At 42.6% G+C, this 22,970-nt stretch carries 17 protein-coding genes; 8 read left to right on the forward strand and 9 right to left on the reverse strand.

Annotated features, from left to right (window positions below; all coding sequences use genetic code 11):
- Window positions 1–151 precede the first annotated feature (151 nt).
- The 6 genes from pulA to AC5FEC_RS06395 all read right to left on the reverse strand — a co-directional run bounded on the left by pulA (window position 152) and on the right by AC5FEC_RS06395 (window position 7,696).
- Entirely contained in the window at window positions 152–2,227 is a 2,076-nt protein-coding gene (pulA, locus tag AC5FEC_RS06370; protein ID WP_493661667.1) for a type I pullulanase, read from the reverse strand.
- A 9-nt stretch (window positions 2,228–2,236) separates the two neighbouring features.
- Entirely contained in the window at window positions 2,237–3,220 is a 984-nt protein-coding gene (locus tag AC5FEC_RS06375; RefSeq protein WP_493661668.1) for a LacI family DNA-binding transcriptional regulator, read from the reverse strand.
- A gap of 9 nt (window positions 3,221–3,229) precedes the next feature.
- Window positions 3,230–4,042 (reverse strand): DUF1189 domain-containing protein, encoded by an 813-nt coding sequence (locus AC5FEC_RS06380; RefSeq protein ID WP_493661669.1) that lies wholly within the window; start codon window positions 4,040–4,042, stop codon window positions 3,230–3,232.
- Between the two features lie 104 nt (window positions 4,043–4,146).
- A complete protein-coding gene (locus AC5FEC_RS06385) occupies window positions 4,147–4,989 on the reverse strand; it encodes a sugar ABC transporter permease (RefSeq protein ID WP_062201507.1) in 843 nt (280 codons plus the stop codon).
- 1 nt (window position 4,990) lies between these two features.
- A complete protein-coding gene (locus tag AC5FEC_RS06390; RefSeq protein WP_037617827.1) occupies window positions 4,991–6,280 on the reverse strand; it encodes a carbohydrate ABC transporter permease in 1,290 nt (429 codons plus the stop codon).
- A 159-nt stretch (window positions 6,281–6,439) separates the two neighbouring features.
- The gene (locus tag AC5FEC_RS06395; RefSeq protein ID WP_493661670.1) at window positions 6,440–7,696 is read right to left on the reverse strand and encodes an extracellular solute-binding protein; all 1,257 of its coding nucleotides are present in this window, start codon (window positions 7,694–7,696) and stop codon (window positions 6,440–6,442) included.
- Window positions 7,697–8,016: 320 nt separating this feature from the next.
- Here AC5FEC_RS06395 and malQ point away from each other — a divergent pair, with 320 nt between their 5' ends.
- The 4 genes from malQ to nrdI all read left to right on the forward strand — a co-directional run bounded on the left by malQ (window position 8,017) and on the right by nrdI (window position 13,040).
- A complete protein-coding gene (gene malQ / locus AC5FEC_RS06400; protein WP_234549575.1) occupies window positions 8,017–9,528 on the forward strand; it encodes a 4-alpha-glucanotransferase in 1,512 nt (503 codons plus the stop codon).
- A gap of 32 nt (window positions 9,529–9,560) precedes the next feature.
- A complete protein-coding gene (gene glgP / locus AC5FEC_RS06405; RefSeq protein ID WP_217472935.1) occupies window positions 9,561–11,822 on the forward strand; it encodes a glycogen/starch/alpha-glucan family phosphorylase in 2,262 nt (753 codons plus the stop codon).
- A 151-nt stretch (window positions 11,823–11,973) separates the two neighbouring features.
- Window positions 11,974–12,480, forward strand: a complete 507-nt coding sequence (locus AC5FEC_RS06410; protein WP_217472934.1) for an ABC transporter permease — start codon at window positions 11,974–11,976, stop codon at window positions 12,478–12,480.
- Between the two features lie 98 nt (window positions 12,481–12,578).
- Complete coding sequence (nrdI, locus tag AC5FEC_RS06415; protein WP_217472933.1) at window positions 12,579–13,040, forward strand: class Ib ribonucleoside-diphosphate reductase assembly flavoprotein NrdI; 462 nt, start codon at window positions 12,579–12,581, stop codon at window positions 13,038–13,040.
- A 106-nt stretch (window positions 13,041–13,146) separates the two neighbouring features.
- On the opposite strand, the gene argS is transcribed toward nrdI, so the two are convergent.
- A complete protein-coding gene (gene argS / locus AC5FEC_RS06420; RefSeq protein WP_062201492.1) occupies window positions 13,147–14,835 on the reverse strand; it encodes an arginine--tRNA ligase in 1,689 nt (562 codons plus the stop codon).
- Between the two features lie 125 nt (window positions 14,836–14,960).
- On the opposite strand from argS, the gene argR reads away from it, so the two are divergent.
- The 3 genes from argR to AC5FEC_RS06435 all read left to right on the forward strand — a co-directional run bounded on the left by argR (window position 14,961) and on the right by AC5FEC_RS06435 (window position 19,589).
- The gene (gene argR / locus AC5FEC_RS06425; RefSeq protein WP_037617813.1) at window positions 14,961–15,401 is read left to right on the forward strand and encodes an arginine repressor; all 441 of its coding nucleotides are present in this window, start codon (window positions 14,961–14,963) and stop codon (window positions 15,399–15,401) included.
- Between the two features lie 116 nt (window positions 15,402–15,517).
- Window positions 15,518–18,061, forward strand: coding sequence for a DNA mismatch repair protein MutS (mutS, locus tag AC5FEC_RS06430; protein ID WP_493661671.1), 2,544 nt, complete (start codon window positions 15,518–15,520; stop codon window positions 18,059–18,061).
- A 376-nt stretch (window positions 18,062–18,437) separates the two neighbouring features.
- A complete protein-coding gene (locus tag AC5FEC_RS06435; RefSeq protein ID WP_493661672.1) occupies window positions 18,438–19,589 on the forward strand; it encodes an iron-containing alcohol dehydrogenase in 1,152 nt (383 codons plus the stop codon).
- Window positions 19,590–19,663: 74 nt separating this feature from the next.
- Here AC5FEC_RS06435 and AC5FEC_RS06440 read toward each other — a convergent pair whose 3' ends face one another.
- Complete coding sequence (locus AC5FEC_RS06440; RefSeq protein WP_217472931.1) at window positions 19,664–20,134, reverse strand: DUF3021 domain-containing protein; 471 nt, start codon at window positions 20,132–20,134, stop codon at window positions 19,664–19,666.
- Window positions 20,131–20,571: a LytTR family DNA-binding domain-containing protein gene (locus AC5FEC_RS06445; RefSeq protein ID WP_493661673.1), complete on the reverse strand. Its 441-nt coding sequence runs from the start codon at window positions 20,569–20,571 to the stop codon at window positions 20,131–20,133. Before AC5FEC_RS06445 ends, AC5FEC_RS06440 begins: the two co-directional genes overlap by 4 nt.
- Before the next feature lie 184 nt (window positions 20,572–20,755).
- Here AC5FEC_RS06445 and mutL point away from each other — a divergent pair, with 184 nt between their 5' ends.
- Window positions 20,756–22,699, forward strand: coding sequence for a DNA mismatch repair endonuclease MutL (gene mutL, locus AC5FEC_RS06450; RefSeq protein ID WP_493661674.1), 1,944 nt, complete (start codon window positions 20,756–20,758; stop codon window positions 22,697–22,699).
- The last annotated feature ends 271 nt before the right edge of the window (window positions 22,700–22,970 follow it).

Consider the following 22,970-nt stretch of genomic DNA (forward strand, 5'->3'; position numbering starts at 1 on the left):
GCTTGTGGTTATTTTCTGACAGCAAATCTAAGGCATTTAATCATTTCTATATTGATTAAAATAATGACCGCGCTTTTCTCCAATATAAAAGACGTTTTCTTTCTCATCCGGATGACTCGGAATGGAAAGAGAACGTCTTTTTGTATTTTCATTATTTCAACACGATGACTTGTTTGGCAGCAAGAGTGTAGGACTTAGCCGATGGAAGAATGGATTTTTTCAACCCAATCTGCGGATACTGAACAAATAATTCTTGCTTGTATTGGTTATCATATACGACTTCTTCATTTGAGAAGTTTATGACAATCGTCATTTGTTGTTTACCTTGCTGAATACGATATTCGACAAGAGTAGGGCTGAGCCATTCTACTTTACAGGCTTTCCTGATAGCCTTACTTGTAGCAAGGTGAAGTAGGGGATTGGTTTTGCGGAATTCAATCAACCTTTGTAAAAACTCAATATCTTCCTGATAATGCAGGGAGCGAATCCAGTCTAGTTTGTTGATTTCATCAGGTTGATCATAGCTGTTGTCAATCAAATTTTTGGTGCGGAAGAATTCTTGACCGCTATGGATAAAGGGAACTCCCTGAGCAAGCAGAACAAGGTGCAGAGCTAAACGAGAATTGGCCAATCGGTTTCTGAGAGTGATTTCTGGATTCAGCAGATCGAAATAGTCAAAGACAGTTGCGTTGTCATGGCACTCTACGTAGTTAATAGCCTGTGAAGGACTGATAAAGTGAGGTGTGCCGCTCAAGCCGACATTCGCTGTTAGGATATTTTCCATTTGATTGGCTGATTGTTCATCCTCTGTCCTCTTTCCTTGAGCAATGGTTTGTTTTATAGTATTGCGGAAGTTATCGCTAAAGAAACCATAGTCGGGCAGTTGCTCAGCATTGTACTGATGAGCCAGCAATTCGGTGTCATAGCCAGTGTCCATTTGCCATCCTTCACCGTACAGATGGATATTTGGATAAAGTGCTTTGAGTTCCTGAGCAATTTCTTGCATGGTTTGAATATCAAGGATTCCCATGAGGTCAAAGCGGAAGCCATCAAAGCCATAGATACTGACCCACTGCTTAACGGATTGCTTAATGTAATGTCTAACCATAGCTTTTTCGCTGGCCACATCATTTCCGCAGAAAGTTCCATTTGTACGAAAACCAATAGCATCTAAGCGATAGAAATATCCGGGAACAATTTTTTCAAAAGCATAGCTGTCGGCATCATAAACGTGATTGTAAACCACATCCATAATAACGCTGATATCTGCTTGATGGTAGGTCTCAATGGCCTGTTGCAATTCAAAAATTCGATTATAGGGATCGTGTGGATTGGTGGCAAAGCTCCCATCAGGAACATTGTACTGTACAGGGTCATATCCCCAGTTGTAGACTAATTCAGGATGTTTCTCATCTACACTGCCAAAATCATACAAAGGCATCAACTGGACGTGAGTAATTCCTAGATCTTGGAGGTATTGCAGACCGAAATAATGACCATCTATTTCAGGGGATTCAGTCAGGGAATTGAACTTACCTGGTTGGGAAAAGCCAGCGTCCTTTTGCATAGAAAAATCTCGGACACTCATTTCATAGATGATGGCATCAGTTGGTTTCACCTGTGTTTTAGCACGATGGATTGGTTTTTTTATTTTATTCTGGTCAATAACAAAACTATTGCCGGAATTGGCATCGGATGATAGAGCGTAAGGATCGTGAACTTCTACCCACTTTCCATTTATTTTATGGAGATAGAAGTAAGCTTGGCCTTCCAGATCTCCTGCTACCTGAGTGTACCACGTCCCTTTTTTCTGACATTCCAAGGGATAAACTCTGGATTTGATATGAAGATGAACTTTTTCAGAAATTGGAGCCCAAAGTTTAAATTCAGTAGCATCCTTGCTATAATGTGCTCCTAAATCTTCACCAGCATAATCAAATAACTCATCAAAAATTGGTTTTTGGACAATGTGTCGATACTGGAGAATCGTATGATTCCGGTCCTGATCGTATATGGTATAAATTTTTGTCAGGTCAATTGGCTCATTGGCTGAGACAGTGTAGATAATCTGCTGTTCCTGATTGTTAATACTTTTAATCGTTAATGGGCTCGACCCATGATGATCTTCAAGAGTGAAATGGATAGAATAGGCGTCGAAGGTCTTGGCCAATTCAATAGTGATGATATTCTCGTCATCTAAATAGGCTTGAAAGGTGCGAAATGCCATAATTTCTCCTTAACGGGTGATGATAGTATGTTGGATAAGTTGACGGTAACAAATGTGCTTATTTTCTTTACTGTCTTTGATAATTTGAAAAAGGGTACGGAACGATTCCTTACCGAGTTCGATAGCGTTTATATCTATGTACGCCTCTACATCAATACGCGGTTTGATAGAGTCAAAGGTGATAATCGGTAATTGCTGGTCTTTATCTTTGAGATACTGGAGGGCTCCTTCTGCAGCCATACTGTCGGATGTTACAAATGCTTCAATCTCGTTGATTGGCATTTTTTCCATACTTTTATAGATACTATCCTCTAACAAAAAACCAAAAGAAAATTTCACTAGACTTTCATTCAGAGGAATAGCTGCTTCCTTAAGAGCCTGTTTGTAGCCTGCAAAACGGTCTTGAGAGACGACCAGCTCTTTATTCCCAGCTAGAAATGCAATTTTCCGGTAACCTTGATCAATAAAATATTTAGTCGCATCGTAGCCAGCCTTGATGTTGTCATTATCTACTAGAGAGATAAATGGCAACACGGCTTTCCCTAAGATAAGGAAGGGGAATTGATTGCTTGCTGCAAACTCAACCAGCGGGTCGTTGGGCTTAGAATAAAGGAAGATCAAACCGTCTACGCGTTTTCCAAAGATCATTTGTTTGATATTTTCTAAGCGATGTTTTTCGTCCTGCCCAGTGCTAAGCTGAATGGCATAGTCGTAGTCTGAAGCGACTTGTGAAATGCCTCGTAGGACAGTTGGAAAGAATGGGTTTTGGTAAAAACCATCCGAATCATCTGGCAGGACCAGACCGATGACCTGGGTTGACTGACTGACCAGACTTCTGGCGTTGAGATTTGGATGATAGTCTAGCTCTTTCATAGCAGCGCGGACGCGCTTTTTAGTCTCCTCACTGATGGTTGATTTGTTTTGTACGACGCGTGTCACTGTTGAGGGAGACACACCTGCTAATTTCGCTACTTCTTTGATAGTAACGCGCATAATAACCTCCTAATTTCTGAAATCCTCATCGCGGAAATGTGTTTTGTAAAAAATAATCACTAAATAAAGAACAAACAAGATGTTTTGTACGGTGATAATCGTAGGCAGACTTTGTCCAAATAATCCACAAACCAGTCCGATGATAGTTGGCAATCCTAAGCAGTTGAGGATAAAGTGATAGCATTCTTTAAAGGTTTTAAAAGAAAATAGCCGTGATTTCTTGGTCAGATAGAGCAGGAAGGAAGCACCGAGTGCCAGAAAGGCAAAGTTGATGCTAAAGAGGAAACCTGCAGAGAGGACTAGAAAGAGGCTGACAACCAAGCGGTTTTGTTGGAACCAGTCTTTAGAAATGGCTTTGGTCAGGGCTTCTTTACTTTTCAGAGCCTTCTGGTCAATGGCTTGATAGCGGATATTGGCCAGTTCTTTGCCTTCTTTAGTGATTTTGAGATTTTCTTTGTCGAAGTAAAGCGTTAGTTCCTTGCCTAATTTTAGCTCCTCGTGATGGCCGATAATGACGGTCCCAGCGGCATTGCGATGAATGCCTTCAGGATTTTCAGTGGTCAGTATGTGGTCTTTCATCTGAGCGTGATGGTCAAAGTCAATCGTCACGTCTTCATCCAAAGTGTCAAAAGCCTTGTCAACAAAGGTATCCAGAGCATAGCTCGTCAAAGACGCTGTCTGAATCGCCACAGGAATCAAAGATAGAGAAATCAAAAAGACGCTGGTAAAGATGAGCTGGAACCAGCTGAGCATGCGACGATTGGCGAAGGTTTTTCTAAAACCAATCAAGCTCGAAAAATAATTAAAAGGATAAGGTAACATAGCTGTCTCTTTCTAAAATTATAATCAGGTGGTGGCCAATAAGTAAATTATTGGCTGCCATATAACTATAATCGCGTTTTAATCAAAAATAGGGTGGGACAAGATTATCCCTTGTCTCCACCACTTGTTAAACCAGATACAAAATTCTTTTGCAGGAAGAAGAAGAGAATACAGATTGGAAGGGCAGTGAGAATCGCACCGGCAGCAAAGAAGGCAATTTTTTGATTCTTGACATCGCTGACGAAGGTACGAAGACCAACTGCAACCGTATAAAATTCTTTTTCACGAAGAAGGAAGCTAGAGAGGATGTAGTCTCCGAAAGGTCCCATGAAGGCCCAGAGAGCTTGCACAGCAATCATTGGACGAACGAGAGGCAGGACAATCTGCCAGAAGCGTCTGAAATGACCAGCGCCATCTAATTTAGCTGATTCATCCAGAGACATAGGAACTGTATCGAAGTAGCCTTTCATCAACCAAGCATTCATTGGAATACCACCACCCACATAAAGGAAGATGAGGAACCAGCTTTGGTTGAGGGCGTTGAGCATCAGCGCCATAACGAAGAAGGCGGTCAGAGCTGCAATCGTTGGCACCATTTGAATAATCAAGAAGAAGACCAAACTTTGCTTTCTTGCGATGAAATTATAACGGCTGTAAGCATAACCTGCAAGTACCACTATACTGGTTTGGACAACCATTGTCAAGACGGCAATGATAATGGTATTAAAGTACCAAGTGCCATAAAGAGTCTCTGAGAAGAGACGAGAGAAGTTTTCCAGACTGAAGTTGATGTCTGTGTCTAGCTTGAAGGCTACGACATTCCCCGTCTTGAAAGCAGACATGATCGTAATCAAGAGCGGGTAGAGAATGATAATGGAAAGTACTACAAGGTAGAGATAGGTCAAACTATGGTTGATAAAACGTTTAAATTTAACAGAACTATTCATCTTATACATCCTCCATATCAAATGCGTGTAGTTTCTTGAAGGCAATCATAGAGATAGAGATGACGATGATGGAGATGATGAGGGTAACGGCCGCCGCCATTGAATATTGCGGTGCTGTACCTGTGGTTAGACGATAAATCCAAGAGATAAGGATATCAGTTGAACCGGCTCCTCCACCGACACTACCAGGACCACCTGCATTGAAGAGGTAGATGATTGAGAAGTTATTAAAGTTAAAGGTGTATTGACTGATCAAAGTTGGTGCTGCAACCGCCAATATCATCGGGAAAGTGATGCTGCGGAATTTCTGCCAAGCATTGGCTCCGTCGATGTAGGCTGCTTCGTAAAGGTCATTTGGAATGGACTGCAAAATACCTAAGGTCAAAACATAGATATAAGGGAATCCAAGCCAACCTTGCATCATGATAAGGGCAATCTTAGTCCAAGTCGGATCAGTCTTCCACGGAATCAGATGTCCATCCAAGAAAGGAAGAACTTTGCTGAGAAGCGGGATGACCTGAGTATTGATGGCCCCGATACTATCGTTGAACATATTTGAGAAGGTCAAGATAGTGATAAAGGCTGGAACAGCCCAAGGAAGCAAGAAGATAACACCGAAAATCCGTTTTCCTTTGATGAATGGCTGGTTAGCAATAATAGCAGTAAAAATACCGACTACGATTTGTAGAGTAGAGGCTGCCAACGCCCAGATGATGGTCCAAGTCAAGACAGAACCAAAGGCAGCACGGAAGGTGCTCAGTTGCCAAATGTTAGCAAAGTTGGTAAAGCCAACCCAATCCAAGAGTTTATTTGGTGGCAGGTGTTTGAAATCATAGTTTGTAAAGGCGATCAAGAGTGTCACCAAGACAGGGAAAATGATTGCAAAGGTCATCGCAAGGTAGGAAGGAATGATGAGCAAGTAAGGGAAGCCATTTTCGTAGATTCCGTTAGTCATTTCCTTTAAGGTAGTGTGAACAGGGTAGTCATTATTCCACTGCCTAGCAACCGTACGGGCATCTTTCAAATTGAAGCCATAGAAAATCAGGAAAAATATCACGAGGATGAGATGGAAGGCACCACGAATCAGCATGAAGAGTGAATTGTCACCGCGTACTTCCCCAAGAGTGATGAGATTTTCAATTTCTGGCAGGGCAATAGCTACAAAATAAGCTAAGAATGCGATAGTAACCCCAAGAAAGATGTATCCTTTGGCTTTTTGATCATTATAGATTTGCCCCAACCCTGGAATGAGGGAGCGCAACATGGCTTGTTTGGGATCTTTTTTTGTCATTGTAGTCTCCTTAAGATACGAGAAAGATTGAGGAATTGCACAAATACAATCCCTAATCCGAGTTTTGCTTATTAGAATATGAGAACAATCAGAGTAGAAGCCCTATTCTATCAAACAAGGGGTAGGGAAAATTCCCACCCCTCTATTTAAGCTTGTTTATTAGTTACCAAATTTTTGATCGATTGTTTCCTTGATCAATTTAACAGCATCTTCAGCTGCAGTTTTAGCATCTTTCTTGCCGCTTACAGCATCGAAGAGCATGTTCTTAGCTGGATCCCAAACAGTACTCATTTCAGAGATGTTTGGCATTGGTTCTGCAGATTTGAACTGTTTAACAACTGCGTCCGTCAATTCATCTTTCTTGCTTACAGCGTATTCACGTGCTTCTGTGTTCGCAGGAACTTCGTTTGTTGCATCGTAAAGAGCTTTTTGTTGTGCAGTTGATGCAAGGAAGTTAACGAATTTTTGTGCGCCTTCAATGTTCTTAGAACCAGCAGGGATAACCCAAGCTTTACCACCACCAAAGGCTTTGTATTCTTTGCCGTTTGGAAGTGTTGGGATAGTTGCTACGCCGTAGTTTACTTTAGCTTCTTTAAGAGCTGCAGCTTTCCAAGGGCCATCAATGATTGCTGCAGTTTTTCCGTTTTGGAATTGAGTTTGAATCAGGTTAGCAGCACCTTCTGTATCTTGCATACCTTTAGGCCATTTTTCATACCAAGTTTTAGCGTATTCAATTCCTTTGATAGAACCTTCGTTAGCCAAACCGATATCTTTAGGATCTGTACCGTCTTTACCGAAGACATAAGCACCGTTTCCAGCAAGAAGACCGTAAGCGTAGTAGAAGTTTGTCCAGTCAGCAAGGAAAGCAGATGTTTTACCTTCTTCGCCTTCAAAAGCGTACTTGCTGTCTTTTGCCAATTCTTCAACTTCAGCAAAAGTTGTTGGAGCTTTTTGGATCAAGTCTTTGTTGTAGTACATTACCAAAGTTTCGATAACCGCAGGAGCACCATAAGTAGTTCCATCGATTGTTACAAGAGATTTAGTAGTGTTATCAGTCTTAGCTTCCTTCTCTAGCTCAACTTCTGAAAGTTGTCCATCTGCACCAAGGCTTCCTACGCGGTCGTACGGAGCCATCATAACATCTGGGGATTTGCCAGATTGGTTGTCGAGTGAAAGGTTGTCAAGGCCTGTAAGGGCGTCACCTGTTTTGATTGTAACTTTAGTGCCAGTTTCTTTTTCATAAGCTTTGGCAACTTCTTCCATGTAGCTCTTGTAGCCTTCATCTACATAAGCTGTAATTTCGTTGCTTGCAGCAGCATCTTTATTAGAAGACTTGCTTCCGCAGGCCGCCAAAAGTAAACCAGCTAAAGTAACGGTTCCTAACACAGCCACGCTCTTTAACACTCTATTTTTCATGATTATTCCTCCTAAAGAATAAAAAAATGTAATGATTTCTAAGAAAGCGGTTACTCAGCGCAAACGTTTTCTTGACTAAAAATAATTTTAACACAAAAAGTAAACGTTTGCAATAGCTTTTTGAAAAAAATTAAAGAATTTTTAAAAAGGTCTGTGATCACCCTATTTATAATAGAATAGATACAGTTTTTTAGTGTGAAAAACAAAAAAATATCAAAAAAGCTTGCGCTTTAAAAAAAAATAAGTTATAATCTAATCGACGCAAACGTTTTCACTGAATAAAGTAGGGAACGGCAGGAAAATTTTTTTGAGGTGACAACATGAAAGCAAGACAAAGTGGTGTATTGATGCACATTTCCTCTTTGCCAGGTAAATACGGGATTGGCTCTTTTGGTCAGTCTGCTTATGATTTTGTGGATTTCTTAGTTAGAACTAAGCAACGCTATTGGCAAATTTTGCCTTTGGGAACCACCAGTTATGGAGATTCTCCTTATCAGTCGTTCTCAGCGTTTGCTGGAAATACACATTTCATTGACTTGGACTTTTTAGTTAATGAAGGTTTACTGAGCGAAGAAGATCTGCACGGTATTAATTTTGGCGATAATCCTCGAGAAGTGGATTATGCAAAAATTTTTGAGGCTCGTCGTCCGCTTTTGGAAAAAGCGGTTGCTCGCTTCCTTGAAACTGGAGATGTTGACAGTTTTTATCGCTTTGCTGAAGAAAATGCAGCTTGGCTGGAAGTTTTTGCAGAATATATGGCTATCAAGGAACATTTTGATAACCTAGCTTGGACAGAGTGGCCAGATGAGGCTATCCGTCGTCGTGAAGTTGACCGTTTGGCTCATTACCGCAGCGAATTATCAGATAAATTGGTTTATCACCGTGTGACTCAGTATCTTTTCTTCAAGCAATGGCTACAACTCAAAGCCTATGCAAACAAGCATCATATTGAAATTGTTGGAGATATGCCGATTTATGTTGCGGCTGACAGCTGCGATGTTTGGTCTCAGCCTCATTTCTTCAAAACAGACGAAGTAGGCAAGCCAACCTGTGTTGCTGGATGTCCGCCAGATGAGTTTTCTGCGACTGGCCAACTTTGGGGCAACCCAATCTATGACTGGGAAGCAATGGATCGTGACGGCTATGTTTGGTGGATTGATCGTTTGCGCGAAAGTTTCAAGATTTACGATATTGTTCGAATTGACCACTTCCGTGGCTTTGAGTCTTACTGGGAAGTACCAGCTGATTCTGAAACATCTGCAACTGGTAAATGGGTGAAAGGTCCTGATTACAAACTTTTTGCAGCTGTTAAAGAAGCACTTGGTGAACTCAATATTATTGCAGAGGATCTTGGCTTCATGACCAATGAAGTAATTGAGCTGCGTGAACGCACTGGATTCCCAGGCATGAAGATTCTTCAATTTGCTTTCAATCCGAATGATGAAAGTATTGACAGCCCGCATTTAGCGCCAAACAATTCCGTTATGTACACAGGAACTCATGATAATAACACGGTTCTTGGCTGGTATCGTGATGAAATTGATGATCCAACCCGCGAATACATGGCTCAGTACACTAATCGTAAAGAATACGAAACAGTTCCGCATGCTATGCTTCGCACTATCTTTGCTTCTGTCAGCTTTATGGCCATTGCTACTATGCAGGATCTGCTGGAATTGGACAGCTCAGCACGGATGAACTATCCATCTACTATTGGCGGTAACTGGGCATGGCGGATGACGGCTGAAGAGCTGAATCCAATCGTCGAAGGTGAGCTTTACAGCTTGACCAAGACTTACCGTCGTATGAATACCGATTTAATTAATAAGTAAAGAATAGCTAATTAGACTTGAAGGGAGTAATCATGTCAAACTTACAAACTTATATCAAAAATACTTATTCAAAAAATCTTGCTGATTGCAGCAACGAAGAACTCTATCTGGCTCTTTTGAACTACACTAAATTAGCCAGCGCTCAAAAGCCAGTTAATACTGGTAAGAAAAAACTCTACTATATTTCAGCAGAGTTCCTGATTGGTAAACTTTTGTCTAACAACTTGATCAACCTTGGACTTTACGATGATGTGAAGCAAGAGTTGGCAGATGCTGGCAAGGACTTGATCGAGGTAGAAGAAGTTGAGTTGGAGCCGTCTCTGGGTAACGGAGGCTTGGGTCGTTTGGCTGCCTGCTTCTTGGACTCTATTGCGACATTGGGTCTCAATGGTGATGGTGTAGGACTGAACTACCACTTTGGTCTTTTCCAACAGGTTTTGAAAAACAACGAACAGACAACTATTCCTAACTTCTGGCTGACTGAGCAAAACTGGTTGGTTCGCTCTAGCCGTAGCTACCAAGTGCCATTTGCTCACTTCACTCTGACATCTACTCTTTATGATATTGATGTGCCAGGTTACAAGACAGAAACTAAGAACCGTCTTCGTCTCTTTGATTTGGACTCAGTGGATGCGGATATCATCACAGACGGTATTGACTTCGATAAGACAGATATCGCTCGCAACTTGACTCTTTTCCTTTACCCAGACGACAGCGACAAGCAAGGTGAATTGCTCCGTATCTTCCAACAATACTTCATGGTTTCAAACGGTGCGCAATTGATTATTGACGAAGCAATCGAAAAAGGAAGCAACTTGCATGACCTTGCGGACTACGCAGTTGTACAAATCAACGATACTCACCCATCAATGGTGATCCCTGAATTGATCCGTCTTTTGACTGTACGTGGTATCGAACTTGATGAAGCAATCTCTATCGTTCGTAGCATGACTGCCTACACTAACCACACCATCCTTGCTGAAGCCCTTGAAAAATGGCCTCTTGAATTCTTGCAAGAAGTGGTTCCTCACTTGGTACCAATCATTGAAGAATTGGATCGTCGTGTCAAAGCAGAGTACAAAGATCCAGCTGTTCAAATCATTGACGAGAGCGACCGTGTACACATGGCCCACATGGATATCCACTATGGCTACAGTGTTAACGGGGTTGCAGCACTCCATACAGAAATCCTGAAAAATTCTGAGTTGAAGGCTTTCTACGATATTTATCCAGAAAAATTCAACAACAAGACAAACGGGATTACTTTCCGTCGCTGGCTCATGCACGCTAACCCACGTCTGTCTAGCTATTTGGATGAGCTTCTGGGACGTGACTGGCACCATGATGCTGCTAAATTGGAAGGCTTACTTGACTTTGCTGGTAAGCAAGAAGTGAAGGAAAAACTGGAAGACATCAAGTCTCACAACAAACGTAAATTGGCTCGTCACTTGAAGGAGGCTCAAGGTGTAGAAATCAATCCAGACTCTATCTTTGACATCCAAATCAAGCGTCTGCACGAGTACAAACGCCAACAGATGAATGCTTTGTATGTCATCCACAAATACTTGGATATCAAGGCTGGCAACATTCCTGCTCGTCCAATCACAGTCTTCTTTGGTGGTAAAGCAGCTCCTGCTTATACAATTGCTCAAGATATCATCCACCTCATTCTTTGCTTGTCAGAAGTGATTGCTAATGATCCTCAAGTGGCTCCACACCTGCAAGTAGTTATGGTTGAAAACTACAATGTTACAGCGTCTAGCTTCCTGATTGCAGCTGGTGATATTTCTGAGCAAATCTCACTTGCTTCTAAAGAAGCTTCAGGTACTGGTAACATGAAATTCATGCTTAACGGTGCTTTGACACTTGGTACCATGGACGGTGCCAATGTGGAAATTGCTGAATTGGTTGGCGAAGACAATATCTACATCTTTGGTGAAGATTCAGAAACTGTTATCGACCTTTATGCTAAGTCAGCTTACAAGCCTAGCGAATTCTATGCTCGTCAAGCAATCAAACCATTGGTGGACTTCATCGTAAGCGATGCTATTCTGGCCGTTGGTAAGAAAGAACGTTTGGAACGCCTTTACAATGAGTTAATGAACAAAGACTGGTTCATGACTCTACTTGACTTGGAAGACTATATCAAAGTCAAAGAGCAAATGCTTGCAGACTACGAAGACCGCGATGTTTGGATGGAAAAAGTCATTGTGAACATCGCAAAAGCTGGTTTCTTCTCAGCAGACCGTACAATCCAACAATACAATGACGAAGTATGGCATTTGGAGAACTAATTCCAATGACCATTAAAACTCTCAAGAACATTTTCTTGAGAGTTTTTTGCTTGTCTTCTAAAAGAGCAATTTCTAAGAATAGGAGGGACTCTTGCCTTTGGAGCTCTTTCGTTGTATAATAACATATAAGTTTTTGAAAAAGGAGAAAGTGATGAAAAAGCCAATTTATCTTTATATTTTAGTCGGTCTGTCTTTGCTCTTGTCTTTATTGGGACTATATGCTACGATGGTGCCTTCCACTCCTAAAAGTGCAGCGGCCTATGAAGGAGCAGGTATTCCTGAAGATGTTGTAAAACAGCTGGTAGATTACACTGCTAAAAATAGTGAATTTGTACAGAATCCACTAAACAAAATTTTGGCCATTCTCAGTCTGATTGTGATCATTGCGGCATTAGTCTTCTTGATTCGTAAGAATATTGTCTATGCAAATTTGACTTATCTTGCCTATCTTGTAATTAGCATCATTGGGATTGCCTATAGTTATATCGGTGCTTCTTCTTTGCTAAACGTTTTAGACGCGCAGTATCGTGAGCTTGTATCAGGTGGACTTTTAATTTCAACAGTTGTTATGTTGGTGATAAACCTGATCTTTTTAGGCTTGGTTCTTTATAAATTTATGAAGCAGCAAAAAGAATTGGAAAAGGATGAGTTGGGATAAGGGCTCTTCCCAATAGCAGATTAAGATTTGACAAAAAACATCCGAGAGCTTACAATTTAAGGAGTTCTCAGATGTTTTTTATTTAGAATGGAGAAAATATGAAAGTTTCCTTAGTTTATATCAGCCTGAGTGGCAATACAGAAAGCTTTGTCCGCCGTTTGACAGATTATTTGCTGGAACATCATCCAAGTTTAGAAGTGGAAAAAATTCATATCAAAGACTTGGTTAAAGAAGGCCAGCCTTTCTTTGAAATGCAAAACCAATTTATTGCTTTTCTGCCGACTTATTTAGAAGGCGGAAATGGTGTGGATAATGGTGATGTCGAAATTTTAACGACAGATGTTGCAGATTTCATTGCTTACGGCAATAATGCCAGCAAGTGTTTTGGGGTTGTCGGCAGTGGCAATCGCAACTTTAACAATCAATATTGTCTGACTGCCAAGCAATATGCAAAACGCTTTGGCTTCCCCGTATTGGCTGATTTTGAAATGCGTGGAATGCTAGGAGATATCAAAAAAGTTGCTGGAATCATTGAGCACCTCTACCAAATCGAGGATTAAGACAAGAAAAACGCATGAAGTCACCGTTTTGTGGAACGAACTTCATGCGTTTTTGTCTTCTTTTAATGTTAGATGGAAGAAGCGGATTGCTTTCCGTCCTTATATATTACATTTTTTCAGGGGCATCGACACCAAGTAAGCGCAGGGCTTCTTTTAATACTAGAGCGGTTGAGTAGCTAAGCGCCAAGCGACTGTCGCGTTCAGGGCTATCGTCTAAGATGCGGGTATGAGCATAGTATTTGTTGAAAGCTTGAGCTAGACTGATGGCATACTTGGCAACTAGAGATGGCTCAAAGTTGTCAGCTGCACGTTTGACTACGCGAGCAAAGTCTTGGAGTAGTTTGATAATTTCCCAGCTTTCAGCATCGTTTAGACTGTAATTTGCCTCTGGATTTGGCTGGAAGTCAGCCTTGCGCAAAATAGACTGGATACGGGCATAAGCGTATTGGATATATGGACCAGTTTCTCCTTCAAAGGAAACCATAGCTTCCAAATCGAAATCGTAACCGTTGCGACGATCCGTCTTAAGATCGTAAAATTTAACGGCACCAACACCGACTGCGTGGGCAACAGCTTCTTTGTTTTCCAAATCTGGATTTTTCGCTTCAATCTGCGCCTTGGCACGGCTGATAGCTTCTTGAAGAGTAGGCTCTAGCAGAATGATATTGCCCTTACGTGTTGACAGTTTTTGGCGGTTCTTGGTGACCAGACCGAAGTCCACGTGGATCATATCGTCGCTCCAGTCAAAGCCCATCTTTTTCAGGACAGCCTTGAGCTGACGGAAGTGGTTGGATTGTTCCTGTCCTACTACATAGACATTTTTGACAAAGTTATACGTGCGGGCACGATACATTGCTGTCGCGATATCACGGGTGATATACAGAGTGGCACCGTCTGATTTTTTAATCATAGCTGGTGGAAGGTTGACATCATCCAAGTCCACAATGCTGGCACCCTTAGATTCTTTCAGGAGGCCCTTGTCTTCCAAGATTTGTACACCTTCGTCCATCTTGTCATTGTAAAAGGCTTCACCGTTTAGACTATCAAATTGGACGCCTAGCAAGTCATAGATACGGTTGAATTCGACCAGACTTTCATCGCGGAACCATTGCCAGAGTTCGGTTGCTTCTGGATCTCCATCTTCCAGCTTTTTGAACCAGAGACGTCCTTCGTCATCTAAGCTTGGATCATTTTCGATTTCAGCGTTGATGCGGACATAGAGTTCCAAGAGTTCATCAATTGGGTTGGCCTCGACAGCTGCCTTGTTACCCCATTTCTTATAGGCAACCATGAGGAGCCCGAATTGTTTGCCCCAATCACCCAAGTGATTGACCTTGATGGTATTGTAGCCTAGCTTGCGGAAGATATTGGACAAAGCATCTCCGATAACGGTCGAACGAAGGTGACCAACAGAGAAAGGTTTAGCAATGTTAGGGCTGGATAGGTCGATTGTGACATTTCCATTCTTGCCTTCATCTTGCTGGCCATAATCAGCGCCTTCTTTAATCACTTCTTTGATGACTTGGCCAGAGATTTCTGCCTTATTGAGGAAGAAGTTGACGTAAGGCCCAGTTGCAACAACTTTTTCAAAATAAGTGGTGTCAAGTTTTTCTACAATATCAGCAGCGATAGCTTGTGGAGCCTTGCGTTCTACCTTTGCAAGAGAGAAGGCAGGAAAGGCAATATCCCCAAGATCGGAACTTTTTGGTTGCTCTAATAAATTTAAAATCGCGTCTTGGTCAAGGCCGTTAATTACCTTAGCCAATTCGCTGGCTATTAATTGTTTATTATCCATATTTACTCCTTTGGGTCTTTTGTTACTATTCTATCACATTTTTAATGGAATCTTCAATTTTTTTGGGCCTAATCTGAATTTTTTGGTATAATTAAGGGATAAATATTCAAAAGAATGAGGTAAAAATGAAGAAAATCGATCGTCATCAGATAATCAAAATGATGATTAAGCAAGAAAAGCTAGGAACGCAGAAAGAGATTCAGGAACGATTAGAGAAACAGGGAATTTTTGTAACTCAAACGACTCTTTCGCGGGATCTGCGCGAGATTGGTTTAACAAAGCTTCGGAAAAACAATCAAATTTATTATATTGTAGCGCAGGAAACAGAGGAAATGAACTTGGTTGAATTCTTAGCTAAGCATATTCAAAGTGTTGCTAGGGCTGAATTTTCACTGGTTTTCAGAACTGGTTTGGGAGAAGCAACTGTGTTGGCTAATGTTGTTGATGGAGCCTTGGATGACCGGATTTTAGGAACTGTGGCTGGCGCCAATACTTTATTGGTTATTTGTCGAGATAGGGCGGCAGCTGAGGAAATAGAGGGGAATGTCAAGGAACGGATGGCATAGATAGCTATGTTGGAGAGGGCAAAGAGGTTGGAGACAGAGTCTTAGCCTCGTTTATTTTGCATGAGAAGACTTATTTTCAGGGAAAGTCTCTGGCTAGGTTTTTGGAAAGGATAAAAATGGCAGCAGAAAAATTATCACCCGGTATGCAGCAGTATGTGGATATCAAGAAGGACTATCCAGATGCCTTTCTGCTTTTTCGTATGGGCGATTTCTATGAGTTGTTTTATGATGATGCGGTCAATGCGGCTCAGATTTTAGAGATTTCTTTGACCAGCCGCAATAAAAATGCGGACAATCCCATTCCTATGGCAGGAGTGCCTTATCATTCGGCTCAACAGTACATTGATGTTTTAGTCGAATCAGGTTATAAGGTAGCGATTGCTGAGCAGATGGAGGACCCCAAACATGCAGTCGGTGTGGTTAAGAGGGAGGTGGTCCAAGTCATCACCCCAGGGACAGTTGTAGACTCTAGCAAACCTGATGCAGCAAATAATTTCTTGGTTGCTCTGGATTGGGCAGACGGAGTCTATGGTCTAGCCTACATGGATTTGGTGACAGGTGAGTTTCAGGTGACCAGTCTGAAGGACTTTTCTCTAGTTTGCGGAGAGATTCGCAATCTGCGGGCTCGAGAGGTAGTATTGGGTTATACCTTGTCTGAGGCGGAGGAGCAGGTCCTGGCAGGTCAGATGAATCTCCTTTTGTCTCCTGTCAAGGAGCCTTTGGATGATGTCCAGCTCTTAGGCAGTGATTTGTTGCCTATTGAGTACCAGACGGCGGGGAAACTATTGGCTTATGTTCGCCAGACCCAGATGCGGGAGCTCAGCCACCTTAAGAAAGCCCATCATTATCAAATTCAGGACTATTTGCAGATGGACTATGCCACCAAGGCTAGTTTAGACCTTACAGAGAATGCCCGAACTGGTAAGAAGCATGGTAGTCTTTACTGGCTGATGGATGAGACCAAAACAGCTATAGGAGGACGCTTATTGCGGACGTGGATTCAACAGCCCTTGATTGACCAGAAGCGGATTGTCCGCCGTCAGGATGTAGTCCGGATTTTTCTGGATCATTTCTTTGAGCGGAGTGATTTGACAGAAAGCCTTAAGGGAATCTATGATATTGAACGGCTAGCCAGCCGAGTATCCTTTGGTAAGACCAATCCCAAGGATCTGCTGCAGCTGGCTTCAACCTTGAGCAATGTCCCTCAAATCAAAGCTATTTTGCAGGGCATTGGTAGTCCGGTGCTGGATGAGCTGATCGGTCGTTTGGATGAAATCCCAGAATTGGCTGCCTTGATTAGCTCTGCTATTTCTCCAGATGCCCCTCATATCATCACTGAGGGTAATATCATTCGGACCGGTTTTGATGAGACCTTGGACAAGTACCGGGTGGTCATGAGGGATGGGGCTGGTTGGATTGCTGCTATCGAGGCTAAGGAGCGGGAAGCCAGTGGAATCAATAATCTAAAAATTGATTACAATAAAAAAGATGGTTACTACTTCCATGTGACTAATTCCCAGCTAGCTCATGTACCTAGCCATTTCTTCCGCAAGGCGACGCTGAAAAATTCCGAGCGTTTTGGGACAGAGGAACTGGCGCGGATTGAGGGAGAGATGCTGGAGGCGCGTGACAAGTCCGCCAATCTGGAATATGAGATTTTCATGCGGATTCGGGAGGAAGTAGGTAAGTATATCCAACGCTTGCAGGAACTGGCCGTTGCCTTGGCCACGGTGGATGTTCTCCAGAGCTTTGCGGTTGTCGCTGAGACCCAGCATCTGGTTTGCCCGGTCTTTACCGAGGAGCGAGCTCTAACTGTCGAAAAGGGGCGGCATGCTGTGGTTGAGAAAGTTATGGGAGCCCAGAGCTATATTCCTAATAGTATCACCTTGGATCCAGTTACCAATATCCAGTTGATTACCGGCCCTAATATGAGTGGGAAATCAACTTATATGCGCCAGTTAGCCATCATCGTCATCATGGCACAGATGGGCTCCTATGTACCGGCGGAATCTGCTAGTCTCCCTATTTTTGATGCGATTTTCACTCGAATCGGGGCAGCGGATGATTTGGTGTCCGGCCAATCCACCTTTATGGTGGAGATGATGGAGGCCAACCGGGCCATTCGGCAGGCTAGCGATCGTTCGCTCATTCTCTTTGATGAGCTGGGGCGCGGGACGGCTACCTATGATGGAATGGCTCTGGCTCAGGCTATTATCGAATACATTCATGACCGAACAGGGGCCAAGACTCTCTTTGCGACCCACTATCATGAGCTGACGGCTTTGGAGGATAGCCTAAAGCACTTGGAGAATGTCCATGTTGCTACCTTGGAACAGGATGGCCGAGTCACTTTCCTCCATAAGATTGAGCAAGGACCGGCTGATAAGTCCTATGGGATTCATGTGGCGAAGATTGCCGGACTTCCGGATGACTTATTAGGCCGAGCTGACCATATCCTAAGTCAGCTAGAAAGTCAAGAAAGACAGACATTGGCAGCTTCTCCTAAGTCAGCAGGTAGTCAGCAAGTGGCTGAACAAATTTCCCTTTTTGCAGAAGGAGCGGAAAATCCAGTTCTGACTGAATTGAGAAATTTGAATATCTATAATATGACTCCGCTGGAGGCTATGAGAGTCTTAGCAGAATTACAAAAGAAATTATAAACCAAAAACCTAGTGATGAAAATTTACTAGGTTTTTAAAAATTTTAAGATATTTTGTATAAATATTTGAAATTTCTTCAAGACAGAGGTAAAACGATATTAACATAACAATAGCAAATGATAGAATCCTGATTGGATAGTTAGAGTCACCCAAATGGGCTCATTTTATATGAACCTGTTTATTTAAGTATCTTATGTCATTAAATTTGGACTAGAACTTGCAGAAAAACAGAAAATCATTGACTATTCTATGAGCTTAGCTTGTAAGGAGCAGAGATAGAATCGTTGCAACTCTGCTCGTTTCTGATAGTCGTCTTTTGAATATGTTTGCTGTAATCTTTAGTCCTTCTATTACTATTTCATAAAGAAGAATCCTTATGTCAGTATTTTATGTACCTTCTGCCAACCTTATTGGAGCCGGTGTTGTCAATGAAATTGGCTCTTACATCAAGGAGCTCGGCTACCGCAAAGCGTTGTTAGTAACGGATAGTTTTCTTGCTTCCGGCCCTTTGCTCGCCAAAGTGACCAAACCTCTTGATGATGCTGGTATTTCTTACGTCCTTTTTAAAGATGTAGAGCCAAATCCGACCTGTAAAAATGTCATGGACGGACTTGCTGTTCTCAAGGAAGATGCTTGTGATTTTATCATTTCCTTCGGTGGGGGATCCCCGCAAGATGCAGCAAGCTGTATTTCTGTAATTGCTACTAATGGTGGAAAACCTCAGGATTATGAGGGTCTTCATAAATCTAAAGAAAAAGGCTTGCCAGTCGTAGCCATTAATACGACTGCGGGAACTTCGGCTGAAATTACGATAAACTACGTTATCACAGATGAAGATCGTAAAGTAAAAATGGTAATGGTTGACAAGAATAGTTTGGCTGCTATTTCAGTCAATGATCCTGAATTAATGTATGACAAACCTAAATCCTTGACTGCTGCAACGGGAATGGATGCCTTGACTCATGCGATTGAATCCCTGGTTACTCCGGGAGCTTATCCAATTACAGAGAAGCTTTCTATGGGAGCGATTGAATTGATTCGGGAAAACCTGCCAAAAGTTGTTGAAAACGGCCATGATGCTGAAAGTCGTGCCAATATGGTCAATGCAATTTTCCTTGGAGGAATGGCTTTTAACAATGCAGGTCTTGGCTATGTTCACTCGATGGCTCACCAGTTGGGAGCTGTTTACAATCTTCCTCACGGGGTTTGCTGTGCCATGTTGCTTCCAATTGTTGAACGAGAAAATGCTAAACGTGTTCCAGAAAAATTCCGTCTAGTGGCACGTGCTCTCGGATTTGATATTGCTGGCAAAACGGATGTCGAATGTGCAGAATATGCCATCGCTGAAATCGAACGTCTGTCTGAAGTGGTGGGGATTCCAAAGAGATTGACAGAATTAAATATCAAGGAAGAAGAATTCGACTTTGAATATCTTTCTAAAAATGCTTTGATTGATGCCTGCGCTCCAGGAAATCCATTTATGCCAACCTTAGAAGAAACCATTGCGATGTACAAAAAATTGTTTTAAAAAATAGAAAAAGGCTTAAAACGTTGGTTTTAAGCCTTTTATGATGGTTAAATTACCCTATTTGTAGATGATTTTTAAGTATTATTTTTGTCTTGCAATTGTCTGTTAATAGTTTCGATTTTTCTTTTGGTAGACAGGTAAAGCAAACCCCAGACAATAAAATAAACTAGACTGAATTCAACACCAATCGATAGGATAGTGCCTACCAAAGTGGCTGCGGGGAGCCAGCCCGCCAAGATGGAAACAGGAATCAGAGTTGTAATGGCGAGTAAATAATGACTGAGACTAGACTTTAAAATGCTCCAATCTTTTTGGAAGATGACTTGGCTATATCCAAGCACAGCTCCGAAAATAAACCAGATGAACATACAGTACAGCATCATAATAGAAGGGTGGATATGGTGGTTCATGAAGAAGAGACCAACATGGGATTTTGGGTCTAAAGGCAGATAATTTGGTATTTTCAAATAGGAAATAAGCATTGAAATACCTAAACCGATGAAAATACCGCCAAAACCGGATAAGATAATTTTTGTTGCTTTCATAATTCTAATTTCTCCTTTATGGCTTTTAAGTAACGTCGGGACGAGTAGGTCATATCGCCGTTTTTTAGGAAAATTTGTACCAGTCCATTCGGAGTTAATTTCAAATGGCTGATATAACTGATATTAATAATCTCCGACTGAGAAATCTGCAGGAAATAGTCCGGCAGGACCTGCAGCAATTGATAAAGAGCTTGTTGAGCTCGATATCCGTCTTTTGCTGTTCGGATCTGAACCTGCCGATTTTCTGTATAGATTCGGTGGATTTCCTTAGTGTCCAGCAAATAGATTTCATCCTCTTTCTTGGCATGAATCTTGTCCTGTTTGCCTAGATGTTGAGCAAAGCGGACTAATTCCTGAATGTTTTCTGTCATGAGGCGGGCCTCAATGCTGATGGAGTCTTCTGAGACTTGAGAATCGATTCTTAGCTTAACTTTCATAACTTCCTCCTTTCACCTTTATTAAACCGCAACTCAGCAGAGAAAACAAGCCCTTTTGTCTATGTGGTAGCTATTTGTGTCTATCTGGTTTGGATTGTAAGCAGAATGGTCGAGACAAGGTTGACCTCTGATAGAAAGAGTCCAATGTGTTATAATAGATAGCAGAACAAATACGGAGAAAAAGATGTCAAAAATTATCGAACTTCCAGAAATTCTAGCCAATCAGATTGCGGCCGGTGAAGTCATTGAGCGGCCCAGCAGCGTGGTCAAGGAGCTAGTGGAGAATTCAATTGATGCGGGTGCAAGCCAGATTACCATCGAAATCGAGGAGGCCGGACTCAAGAGCATTCAGGTGACGGATAATGGCGAGGGCATAGACTACGAAGATGTCCCTCTGGCCCTTCGACGCCATGCTACCAGTAAAATCAAGAAGCAGGCGGATCTCTTTCGGATTCGAACACTGGGTTTTCGTGGTGAGGCCATTCCTTCCATTGCTTCTGTCTCACGTTTTACCATTGAAACAGCAACGGAAGCCGGCCAGCACGGGACTCTACTGGTTGCCCAAGGCGGTGAGATTGAAGCGCATGAGCCTGCTAGCAGTCCGGTAGGAACGAAAATCAAGATAGAAGATCTCTTCTTTAATACTCCAGCCCGGCTCAAGTATATGAAGAGCCAGCAGGCTGAGCTGTCCCATATCGTTGATGTGATTAATCGGCTCAGTCTGGCCCATCCGGAAGTGGCTTTCACCCTTATCAGCGACGGCCGCGAAATGACACGGACTGCCGGTAGTGGCAATCTGCGTCAGGCTATTGCAGGCATCTATGGTCTGGCAACAGCTAAGAAAATGGTGGAAATCTCTGCTTCGGATTTGGATTTTGGAGTGAGTGGCTATGTCAGCCTGCCTGAGTTGACTCGTGCGAATCGGAATTATATTACGATTCTCATCAACGGCCGCTATATCAAGAATTTTCTGCTCAATCGTGCTATTTTGGACGGCTACGGCAGCAAGCTGATGGTAGGCCGCTTTCCGCTAGCGGTCATCAATATTCAGATTGATCCCTATCTAGCTGATGTCAATGTCCATCCGACCAAGCAAGAGGTGCGGATTTCTAAAGAACGCGAACTCATGGCCTTGATTTCGCAAGCCGTTGCGACCAGTCTCAAGGAGCAAGACCTTATCCCGGATGCTTTGGAAAATCTCGCCAAATCAACTGTTAAGCGTGCGACTAAACCTGAACAGACCAGCCTCCCGCTGAAGGAAAATCGCCTCTACTACGATAAGGAGCAGAGTGATTTCTTCCTCAAGCCACAGGTGGCCGAGCAGCAGCTATCCTTTGAAGAATCAGCGGAGCCTGTTCATGAAGCGACAGATGAAAAAGCAGAACTGCAATCGACTTCGGTCAAATTTGCAGAGAGAAAGCCGGTCAGCTATGACCAGCTAGACCATCCAGAGCTAGATCAGGCTAGTCTGGAGCGGGCTGTGGATAAGTTGGAACAGGAAGAGAAATCAAGCTTCCCAGAGTTAGAATATTTCGGCCAGATGCATGGTACCTATCTCTTTGCTCAGGGCAAGGGCGGTCTTTACATTATTGACCAGCATGCTGCTCAAGAGCGGGTCAAGTATGAGTATTATCGGGAGAAGATTGGGGATGTGGACAATAGCCAGCAGCAGCTCTTAGTGCCCTATATCTTTGAATTTCCAGCGGACGATATGTTGCGAATCAAGCAGCGGATGGAGCTGTTAGAAGATGCTGGCATCTTTTTAGAAGAGTATGGAGCCAATCAATTTATCCTCCGCGAGCATCCCATTTGGTTCAAGGAAGAGGAGATTGAAGCTGGCATCTACGAGATGTGTGATATGCTTCTCCTGACTAAGGAAGTTTCCATCAAGAAATATCGAGCAGAGCTAGCCATTATGATGAGCTGCAAACGCTCTATCAAGGCCAATCACAGTCTGGATGACTACTCTGCGCGTGACTTGCTCTTTCAGCTGTCCCAGTGTGACAATCCTTACAACTGCCCACACGGCCGGCCGGTCTTGGTCAACTTTACCAAGTCGGATATGGAAAAAATGTTCCGCCGCATTCAGGAAAATCATACTAGCATGCGGGAGTTAGGGAAATACTAAACTTTATAGAAGGTCAAACAGAGTCTGGGACAGACAGCCATGACGACATAGCCGTCACCCACATAAACACGAAAATAAAGACAAAAGCCCTCATTTAGAAGTATAATCTAAGTGAGGGCTTTGTGGTTGATAATTTCTTGAATCTCACTTTCGCGGGACAAACTAATCCACTCTACCGACGAGTACCCCAAAATATCGCCTTGAGCATGAGTATAAAAATACGACAATGTTATCGGTAGACAAGCTCTCTGACTTTATAAATGGAGGGAAT

The organism is Streptococcus sp. STC1396 (assembly GCF_058933875.1).